The organism is Ohtaekwangia sp., from assembly GCF_036786105.1.
Taxonomy (GTDB): domain Bacteria; phylum Bacteroidota; class Bacteroidia; order Cytophagales; family Cyclobacteriaceae; genus Ohtaekwangia.
Genome location: NZ_DAIQRQ010000047.1, coordinates 35,041 through 44,087, shown reverse-complemented (window position 1 = coordinate 44,087; position 9,047 = coordinate 35,041). Strand labels below are relative to the sequence as shown.

10 protein-coding genes are annotated in these 9,047 nt (G+C 45.3%); 8 read left to right on the top strand and 2 right to left on the bottom strand.

The window, feature by feature from the left end; translation table 11 throughout:
- Positions 1 to 147: 147 nt before the first annotated feature.
- Complete coding sequence (locus V7Q33_RS17245) at positions 148 to 369, bottom strand: hypothetical protein (protein WP_333820614.1); 222 nt, start codon at positions 367 to 369, stop codon at positions 148 to 150.
- A 321-nt stretch (positions 370 to 690) separates the two neighbouring features.
- On the opposite strand from V7Q33_RS17245, the gene V7Q33_RS17240 reads away from it, so the two are divergent.
- The 8 genes from V7Q33_RS17240 (at position 691) to V7Q33_RS17205 (ending at position 7,398) form a co-directional block, all read left to right on the top strand.
- Positions 691 to 1,836 (top strand): hypothetical protein, encoded by a 1,146-nt coding sequence (locus V7Q33_RS17240; RefSeq protein WP_333820613.1) that lies wholly within the window; start codon positions 691 to 693, stop codon positions 1,834 to 1,836.
- Between the two features lie 111 nt (positions 1,837 to 1,947).
- Positions 1,948 to 3,453, top strand: coding sequence for an amino acid permease (locus V7Q33_RS17235; protein ID WP_333820612.1), 1,506 nt, complete (start codon positions 1,948 to 1,950; stop codon positions 3,451 to 3,453).
- A gap of 37 nt (positions 3,454 to 3,490) precedes the next feature.
- A complete protein-coding gene (locus V7Q33_RS17230) occupies positions 3,491 to 4,063 on the top strand; it encodes a Crp/Fnr family transcriptional regulator (RefSeq protein WP_333820611.1) in 573 nt (190 codons plus the stop codon).
- Positions 4,064 to 4,175: 112 nt separating this feature from the next.
- Positions 4,176 to 4,727, top strand: a complete 552-nt coding sequence (locus tag V7Q33_RS17225) for a YceI family protein (protein WP_331981117.1) — start codon at positions 4,176 to 4,178, stop codon at positions 4,725 to 4,727.
- A 12-nt stretch (positions 4,728 to 4,739) separates the two neighbouring features.
- On the top strand, positions 4,740 to 4,964 hold the full coding sequence (locus V7Q33_RS17220) for a tautomerase family protein (protein WP_333820610.1): 225 nt from the start codon (positions 4,740 to 4,742) through the stop codon (positions 4,962 to 4,964).
- A gap of 114 nt (positions 4,965 to 5,078) precedes the next feature.
- The gene (locus V7Q33_RS17215; protein ID WP_333820609.1) at positions 5,079 to 5,465 is read left to right on the top strand and encodes a nuclear transport factor 2 family protein; all 387 of its coding nucleotides are present in this window, start codon (positions 5,079 to 5,081) and stop codon (positions 5,463 to 5,465) included.
- Between the two features lie 83 nt (positions 5,466 to 5,548).
- Complete coding sequence (locus V7Q33_RS17210) at positions 5,549 to 6,628, top strand: NAD(P)H-dependent flavin oxidoreductase (protein ID WP_333820608.1); 1,080 nt, start codon at positions 5,549 to 5,551, stop codon at positions 6,626 to 6,628.
- An 80-nt stretch (positions 6,629 to 6,708) separates the two neighbouring features.
- Complete coding sequence (locus V7Q33_RS17205; protein WP_331981125.1) at positions 6,709 to 7,398, top strand: heavy metal transporter; 690 nt, start codon at positions 6,709 to 6,711, stop codon at positions 7,396 to 7,398.
- Between the two features lie 107 nt (positions 7,399 to 7,505).
- Here the strand turns inward: V7Q33_RS17205 and V7Q33_RS17200 are convergent, their stop codons facing one another.
- Positions 7,506 to 8,924: a DUF1593 domain-containing protein gene (locus V7Q33_RS17200; protein WP_333820606.1), complete on the bottom strand. Its 1,419-nt coding sequence runs from the start codon at positions 8,922 to 8,924 to the stop codon at positions 7,506 to 7,508.
- Between the last annotated feature and the right edge of the window lie 123 nt (positions 8,925 to 9,047).

Genomic DNA, 9,047 nt, shown 5'->3' with positions numbered 1-9,047 from the left:
AAGTTGTTCAACTCTTGATTTCTCATGCCCTTGTTGGTTTCCTTCACCAACAAGGCGTGGGATGTTTCCGTATGAAGGAAGCCCGCGGAATGAGATTGATATCGTGGTGTTATTGAAATTATACTTCATTCCCGTCAGTCAGACATGTTAGTTAATCACCACGTCACCAAAGGTCATGGAAGGCAGGCTTGTGCTTATAATCTTTAAAGTCTTTAGAGGATTAGAGACATTCGTGTTGGCTTGCTCTGTGGTATTAACATTCGGGAACAATACCAGCGAGCCTATAATGGCAGTCAGTATACCAATAACCGCGAGTAATGAACGAACCCGCGACTTGTTTTCTGTTGTGGTGTTGTTATGCATTTCCATTGCCGTGCGATTATGATGTAAAGAACGGTACACAAATGCACCCCGGCCATTGTAAAAAGGCCGTTTCAGGACACCGGTAGGTGAATGCCGGAAACCGGGCGGCGAATATTCAAAGCATCCTATTCATCCTCACAGAGTGCCTGGATATGTCGATTGCCATCCGGTAAATTTCAAGCTCCGCATTTTCGATTAACCTGTAACGATTAACAGATAACGGTTCATCATTTCATGAATTTCTTTATTTTACCTACTATTATGATGGATGAAAGTTCATCCCGTTTTAATCGCTTCACAATTTAGCATCAGGTAACGCTGTTCCGCATGGCAGACGTAATCAGGTTTCATATACTCGCACACATCATCATTTCGTTTACCGGTGCATTGCTGCTACTGGCCATCTGGTATAACATAAGCGATCGCTTCCGGCATATTCTGCAGGAAGACAATGCTCCCAGGCGTGTGGATAAAGGGTTACTGTATCTAAGCCTTGCCATCTTTGTATGGGTAGTGGCCGGTTGCTGGGCTTACCTCGGCCATGCGTATCATTTTTATGAAACGCTATATTTCAAAACGGGCAATAACCTGTTCTCCATCACCAACGATCTCTTTCTGTTTCTCGCGTTGTGTTATGCCGATCACGCCCCGCAGTTTATTCACAAGCATAAAAAGAACAGTATCCGTATCGTGGTGCTCATTCTGTTCATGGCACTGCTCACCGGTGCTATACCGTTGTTTGCCGGTGAGCATCATGAGCAACACAGTGTCAGCCTGCGTGCACTTCCCGACCTGATCCTGTCTGGCTTTTTAACGTTTTTGCTCATCGTTACCTTCTATAGAACATTCGCCAACCGAGGACTTCGGGTTGTTGCCATAATCTCTGTCATTGCCATTGTTTTTATATTCGTCTCTATCCTGCCCGATGCTTTTCCGGATTTGTATAATGACTTTACAAAAGACCTGATCAAGATAACAGCCAAAACTTCGTTCATTGCCATCACACTGGTGCTGGCAACCAGCTGGGTTATTCAATTGGCCAATACACCCCGGCCGAATGAGATGATGATCAGTTTCATGGACTGGTCGCTGATCAAAATTACCATCCCTTCCAAAAAAGTAACTGGCGCTACCATTGAATTTGGTTCCAGGACAACGCAATATGTGAACCTGTTCAAGTTTGCCATCCGGCGGAAATACGGCAGCGAGACCGCTCAAAGTATCCTCATCGGTCTGGGTGGCGAGATCAATAATCAAACCTACCTGAGCCGGATCATCGATAACATGAATGAAATACTGAAGCTGGAAGAAGATCAGAAGCTGGAACGCAAAGATCTTTTTACCTTCATCGGCCAGGGAAAGTACCGGCTCAGGATTATTCCCGAGAATATAAAAATTGATGAAACGCTGCTGCGCGAATTTGTTAATGCTCCTGAAAATCAAGAGTATAAATCCATTTGTAATTTAGTGTAACTGCCGTTACACATTCTTTCTCCCGATTACTTTTTGCTATTCTTTACAACAACACGCGGCCTCGCATGGGGTGCCCGCTAGCTTTGACTATTCACTAAAACCCCGCGACCTATGGCAAATCTCTGGCTTAAAAAGAACATCAGTCAACTGGTAAACGAGGCTTCTGATGAGGATAGAGGATTGAAACGAACCATTGGCACCTGGGGGCTTATTGCACTCGGCATCGGCGCCATTATCGGTGCCGGATTGTTCACCAGTACCGCTGAAGCCATTGCATTCCATACCGGCCCTGCAGTCTCCATCAGCTTTCTTATAGCAGGCATTGGCTGCGCGCTCGCGGGTTTATGTTATGCCGAGTTTGCTTCTATGATCCCGATTGCGGGCAGCGCCTATACCTATGCGTATGCAACCATGGGCGAATTTATAGCCTGGATCATTGGATGGGATCTGGTGCTGGAATATGGTGTTGCTTCGGCCAAGGTGGCCACATCGTGGTCTGAATATCTGAATAAGTTATTAAGCAATGTTTTTCATGTTCAGATTCCCTATGCGTTCTCACATTCACCTTTTCAATATTCAGCCGATGGCGTGAGAGGCATTATGAACCTGCCCGCCCTCTTTATCATCCTGTTATTATCGCTTGTGCTGATCAGAGGCATCAAAGGATCATCGCTGGTAAATGGCATCATTGTTATCATTAAAGTAGGCATCGTATTACTGTTTATTGGTTTTGGCTGGTCATATATCAATCCCGCTAATTATACTCCCTATATACCGTCCGGCGCAGCCGATCCATCAGGTGAATATGGCTGGACGGGTATATTTGCCGGCGCCAGCGTAGTGTTCTTTGCCTTTATCGGATTTGATGCGGTATCTACAGCAGCGCAGGAATCAAAAAATCCGCAACGCGACATGCCGAAAGGTATATTGCTGTCACTTTTGATTTGTGTAATCCTCTATATTCTGTTTGCCCATGTGCTTGCCGGTGTCGCTAACTATAGAGAGTTCAGAACCGTTGGCCAGGAGGCTTCCGTTACGTATGTAATCGACACCTATATGAAAGACTATCGATGGCTTTCTACATTGGTAACGGTTGCTATACTGGCCGGATTTTCTTCCGTGATACTCGTTATGCTGATGGGACAATCGCGCGTATTCTTCTCCATGTCGAAAGATGGATTGGTGCCGAAGGTATTTTCACAGCTTCATCCTAAATTTAAAACACCCTGGAAATCAAACCTGCTGTTCTTCGTTTTTGTAGGACTCATTGCCGCGTTTGTTCCTGCATCTGTTATCTCAAACATGACCGTGATCGGTACACTCTTCGCTTTTGTATTGGTGTGCCTGGGCATTATCATTTTACGTAAAAGCGATCCTGCTACACCTCGTCCCTTTCGCACACCGTGGGTGCCTATAGTTCCGGTTCTCGGTATTGCTGTTTGTACCGGTTTGATCTATTCACTCGGACCTGCTAACTGGCTGCGACTCATCATCTGGCTGATCATTGGCATTTTTATATACATAGGCTACGGAATCAGGCACAGCAAACTGCAAAAGGATGCAGCGGGCAAGTCTGACAGAGTACGTCATGCCAATTGGGATTTGAATCGTAGATAAAAATAAGTAAAGTTGCCGGTAACTTTACGATAGCATCATGAATGCCAAAGAAATTCTCAGGCAACACATCGCTAAAACTATTTCTATTTCTGACGATCAGTTCGATTATTTCTTTTCTCATTTCAAATTGCAGTCATTCAAAAAAGGTCAGGCTATCATTAGTAAAGGCGATACGGTTGACCGTGAATATTTCGTAATTGAAGGATGCCTGAAAACATTTTATATCAACAGCGATCTTAAAATGTTTATTCTCCAATTTGCCATGCCTACCTGGTGGGCGTCCGACTATGAGGCGCTGTATACCGGTATAAAAAGCAATGTAGGTGTTGATTGCATTACCGATGCCGAAGTACTTTGCCTGCACGCAGAAGATCGGGAGAAGCTTTGCCAGGAGATCCATGCCATTGAACATTTCTTCCGGTGGCGTACCAACAAAGGGTATGTTGCCTCACAGAAGCGCCTGCTTTCGCTTATGAACAATGATGCCAGGCATCGGTACGAAGAACTGCTGGCGCTATACCCGCAGCTATATAACCTGGTGCCTAAAAATCTGATTGCAGCCTACCTGGGAGTATCCCGCGAAACGCTAAGCCGCCTCTATAATTCCTGATTGATGTGATACAGATCACATAAGAATACGATAGCCAACAAATGTGATGTAGGTCACGCGCCCGCGTCAACTCCACCGGCGATGTTTGTGTTGTTCATGTAAACATAAAAAAATGGAAACACAAAAATTCAAGATCAGCACAGCACAAAGTACCATCGACTGGATTGGCCGTAAAGTTACGGGCGCACACAACGGTACGATCGCCATCAAAGAAGGAACGCTGTTCTTCAACACCGAACGACTTGCCGGCGGACGTTTCGTAATCGACATGAAGTCGATTAACATCCTCGATGTTACAGACCCTGCTACGAACGCTCAGTTCGCAGGACACCTGGCTTCGGATGACTTCTTCAACATCGAACAATATCCTGAAGCTTCATTCGAGATTACCAGTACAGAACCCCGCCATGATAATTCCTATCGCATCAGCGGTTTGCTTACCGTGAAGGGAATCATACATCCCGTGAGTTTCACAGCGCAGGTAAATCTGGCAAAAGAGTCTGTAACGGCTACGGGCACAATCACGATCGACCGCACGAAATTTGGCATCCGTTTTCGCTCGGGCAATTTCTTCAAAGATCTTGGCGACACATTGATCTATGACGATTTCGACTTGCACGTAAGCATCACCGCGGAACTCGTTCATCAACCTGCCATCTTCTAATCGATCATCGCCATGCCATACATTAAAATTGAAGTAACACGCGAAGGCGTTACCAGAGAACAGAAGCAACAGCTGATCAAGGGCGTAACCGAAGTGGTTACCAAGGTGCTCAACAAAGACCCTCATCTTACACACGTAGTCATACAAGAAATCGATCTCGACAACTGGGGTTATGCCGGTGAGCAAGTATCTGTATGGAGAGAACGAGGCATTACCGCTGATAAAAAGCAGTCATAAAAGGCAAAATATTATTGTTACCAGGTTGCGAAGCGGTAGCAATACCGACTTCGCGATGGTAGCTGAAATGTATGACGACACCACAGGCGATCGCCTTGTGAAAAACATAAAAGGATGAAAACAGATACAAACAAAACGAACGAGGCTGCTATCATACAGGTGATGGAAGCTTACTACTTTAAAGGAATATATACCGGCAATGTGGAGTTGCTAGGCCGGGCTTTTCATAAAGACACACTGCTTTTCGGCGACATCAAAGGTCAGCCGTATGCTAAAACGCTTGAACAATATTTGAATGGTGTTGCCGACCGTGTGAGCCCGAAAGATTCTGCAAAACCTTTTGATTGCGGGATCATCTCGATTGATGTTATCAACACCATTGCAATGGTAAAGGCACGCGTAAAGATGTATGAGTTTAATTATTATGATCTGCTCTCGTTTCATAAATTGGATAACCGGTGGGCAATTGTCAATAAAATGCTCACACATGTGGATCTGTAAAAACCGCTATCCGTTACAGGTTAATCGTTAATAATTTCGTGTAACAGATAACAATTAACTGATAACCTGTAACGATTAACGACATGTGGTATAAAACAAAAATAACAGACATCCTGAATATACGATACCCCATCCTGCAAGGGCCGTTTGGCGGTGGACTCTCTTCCGTAGAGCTCGTAGCAGCCGTGTCAAACCTGGGAGGCCTGGGTGGCTATGGGGCCTATACTATGAGTGTGCAGGATATATATGAGCTTGACAAGAAGCTCAAAGCGGTTACAAATAAACCCTATAATTTAAATCTGTGGGTATCTGATACCGATGCTATACAGGGCACGGTTAACGATGCACATTACGATCGTGTAAGAGCGCAGTTCAAGCCATACTTTGATGCAGCCGGTATTGAATTACCAGCCAAACCTGCTCCTTTCAAATCACGTTTCGAAGACCAGGTGCAGGTAATGCTGGATATACGACCCCAGGTACTGAGCTTTGTATTCGGTATACCTTCTGCCGATATTATCGAAGCATGCCACAAACGTGGAATGAAACTTATCGGTGCGGCCACTACGCTCGATGAGGCCATTGCTTTGGAAAATGCAGACATTGATATGATCATTGCTTCGGGGTTTGAGGCGGGTGGGCATCGACCATCGTTCCTGGCATCAGCGGAGCAATCTACTACCGGTACATTTGTTTTGCTGCAACTTATCAAAGAGAAAGTTCACGTACCGGTAATCGCCGCAGGTGGCATTGCTAATGGCCGGGGTATAGCAGCAGCCCTCACGTTGGGAGCTGACGCTGTACAAATCGGCACCGCCTTCCTGGCATGTGATGAGTCGGCAGCAGTGCCGGCACACAAAGCAGCATTATTTTCTGACAGAGCGAAATATACCATGCTCTCAAGGGCTCATACAGGTCGCCTGGGACGAGGGTTAAGCACCGCACTTGCCAAAGACATGATCGGTAAAGAAAACAACATACTTCCGTTTCCATTACAAACTACCTTTATGAGCACCCTTCGCAAAGCTGCGCTGGAACAGCAAAAAGAGGAGATGGTATTTTTCTGGGGTGGACAGATTGCACCGCTTGTAAAACATAAAAAGGCCGCAGATCTGATGCAATCGTTGATTGCTGAAACCAGCGCTGTCCTTAGCAAAAAATGAAATAAGATAATCGCGATGTGGGCTAATTTTTCAGTATAATCGCGCTGAATTTGTTTCAAAGTAAAGCACGCAGTGAGCTAATGGGAAAGATTATACGACCAACCTATCCGAAAGAATTTAGCATAGGACTTTTAATTCTGATCTTCTTTTTATCATTCTTTTTATCGTCTCAGATTTTTAACGTTACCTGGCGTCAGCTTCTGGATGGCACCGATGCATACCTGGGCATGTTTCTCATCAGCAGTGCTGTGATCATAATGGTGTTGATTCTATGGGAAGAGTTCCTGTTTCCGCTGCGGATAAAAGAATCTGCAAACGGAGTGATCTTCAGAAACCACAGAACAAAATTGAAAACACAGTTGCTCATCTACTGCATTATACCGGCAATCTTCGCTTTTGTTTATCTCGAATTTGAAATCAGGACAGTTCGTTTTTTCATCTGGGCTGCAGTCTGCTGCATTTTGCCAGTGGTTATTAAACTCGTCTCTGGCATCAACAACTACAACGACTTTTTGAAACTTACCGATGATGCCATCGAGTATAAGAACAATCAGAAAACGGGGATATTCGCATTGAAAGATATACAGCATATTGCACTTACCCGTGATGAGAGAAAAGTGTTGCACAAGATTCAGGTGGTGATGACTAATGGCAACGATGTAATTATCGATCTGGATGAAATGGAGCTTGAAGCGTTCATGAGTGCTATCGATAAATTCGTTACCGGTCACTATAAAAATCTTGTGAAAGAGAACAGAGTTGTTGCTTAAGGCAGTGTAAATATCCGTCAGTGTCAGGTATTCCACCTGACACTGCATAAAATCTATACTCCGTATTTCAATCTTCTTCAGTCAGATGAAAAACACCTGGCTGTCTTTTACTTCGGCAGCACCGTAACAATAACCCGCTTATAGCTTACCAGTGCCGGTGTTCCTTTGTCTTTTACCTGCAAGATGAAATGAATGGTTTGAGGCTTCTCTACTTTCGGAGCCGTTACCGGAAGATCGTACAGGTTGGATGCATACGGACTAAAGCTCACTATACCGGGATAGGTGCCTGCTTCTCTGTATTGAAACCACAGGTAACTCATCGAATCACCATCGGGATCGTATGTGCCATCGGCATTCAAATGAAATTGCTCTCCTGACTTTACACTAAAGGAAGCAGGATGCGCCAATGCTGCTACAGGCGCATGGTTCGCTTCATGGTAAGCTTTGGTGCACCAGGCGATGCGTGCAGCAAAATCATTTTGATAGGCTTCGCGCCAGCGCCATATCGTGGCCAGATTACTTACATAACTTTTGTTATCAACAAGAGATACCAGCGAGTCATTGGCATTCGTCCAGATGGCCCGGGTTTCGGGTTCATCGCTCGGCCAGTGATCACGCTTAAACATCCCGGTGTTTGAGTCTCGAAATTCGGGAAGGTAAAATTCATAACGGCCGCCCCATCCGCCATAGTTGGGATGTTCCGGGTCGTTCAATCCATTGTTGACCAGATTCATAAATGTAGGTGTATCTCCTTCCATACCGTAGGCTACATCAGGATACGCTGCTCCCAACGGGCCATGACCTTGCTGTATATTTTTGGCAAGCCAGTCGTTCGATGTTACTTCCAGGTTGGAGCCTGGTACCGGCATCGCGATGCCGAGCCAGGTAGCATTCACGTAATTGTAGCCGGGTGTAACGATATAAAATATACCAGGGAAGTTTTTCCTGATCCACGGGCCACTGTCGTCCTGATCGGATATAGTATATATTCTTATTTTCCTGTATATCTTTTCTGCCTCCGCTGCTGACTTTGTAGCACGTATTTTCCACAACGCCTGTGCCAGCACGTTGGGGCCTCCCCAAACACAGATCCATACCGGACGATCATCAGATTTATTCAATACCTGCACAACCCAATCGGAGCCTTGTGAATCTTTTCCCTCTCCTACTCCTGCCATACCATATACCGGCAGCCCTTTCTTTACTTTATCCCGAAGCTGCTCATACGATGGATAGCCTTTTTCGTGCAGCAGTAAATTAGGCTGCACTTTACTATAGGCGCGTAATACTTTATCTATACTCTCCGGAGCTACTCTCGTTTTCTGATGGATAGACGTTGTAGCCACAAGTCCTTCTATATCCCACTGATTGGCATAGGTAAGAAACCTCACCAACGACTGTGTGTCATCCGGATCAGCCTCTATATCCGTCAATATCATCACCCGGAGTTTTTGAGCTTGCTGGGCAGGCAACATCTGCGCATACAGACTCAACGCAAAAGTGAATAGTGTGGCCAGTAATTTCATAGCGGGTATCTTTAGACTAAACATCGAACAAGCATCTAAAAATACTCCTTTTCATCAACTCACCATGCTCTAAAACAAAAGCCCGCTGATCAATGACCAGCGGGCTCTGTTATTCGTTATGCC

Bases quoted from the DNA above. Each gene is read 5' to 3' on its own strand.
- V7Q33_RS17210 (WP_333820608.1), top strand. From the start codon at position 5,549: ATGTGGTATAAAACAAAAATAACAGACATCCTGAATATACGATACCCC.
- V7Q33_RS17205 (WP_331981125.1), top strand. From the start codon at position 6,709: ATGGGAAAGATTATACGACCAACCTATCCGAAAGAATTTAGCATAGGA.
- V7Q33_RS17200 (WP_333820606.1), bottom strand. From the start codon at position 8,924: ATGAAATTACTGGCCACACTATTCACTTTTGCGTTGAGTCTGTATGCG.
- V7Q33_RS17215 (WP_333820609.1), top strand. From the start codon at position 5,079: ATGAAAACAGATACAAACAAAACGAACGAGGCTGCTATCATACAGGTG.
- V7Q33_RS17240 (WP_333820613.1), top strand. From the start codon at position 691: ATGGCAGACGTAATCAGGTTTCATATACTCGCACACATCATCATTTCG.
- V7Q33_RS17235 (WP_333820612.1), top strand. From the start codon at position 1,948: ATGGCAAATCTCTGGCTTAAAAAGAACATCAGTCAACTGGTAAACGAG.
- V7Q33_RS17220 (WP_333820610.1), top strand. From the start codon at position 4,740: ATGCCATACATTAAAATTGAAGTAACACGCGAAGGCGTTACCAGAGAA.
- V7Q33_RS17245 (WP_333820614.1), bottom strand. From the start codon at position 369: ATGGAAATGCATAACAACACCACAACAGAAAACAAGTCGCGGGTTCGT.
- V7Q33_RS17230 (WP_333820611.1), top strand. From the start codon at position 3,491: ATGAATGCCAAAGAAATTCTCAGGCAACACATCGCTAAAACTATTTCT.
- V7Q33_RS17225 (WP_331981117.1), top strand. From the start codon at position 4,176: ATGGAAACACAAAAATTCAAGATCAGCACAGCACAAAGTACCATCGAC.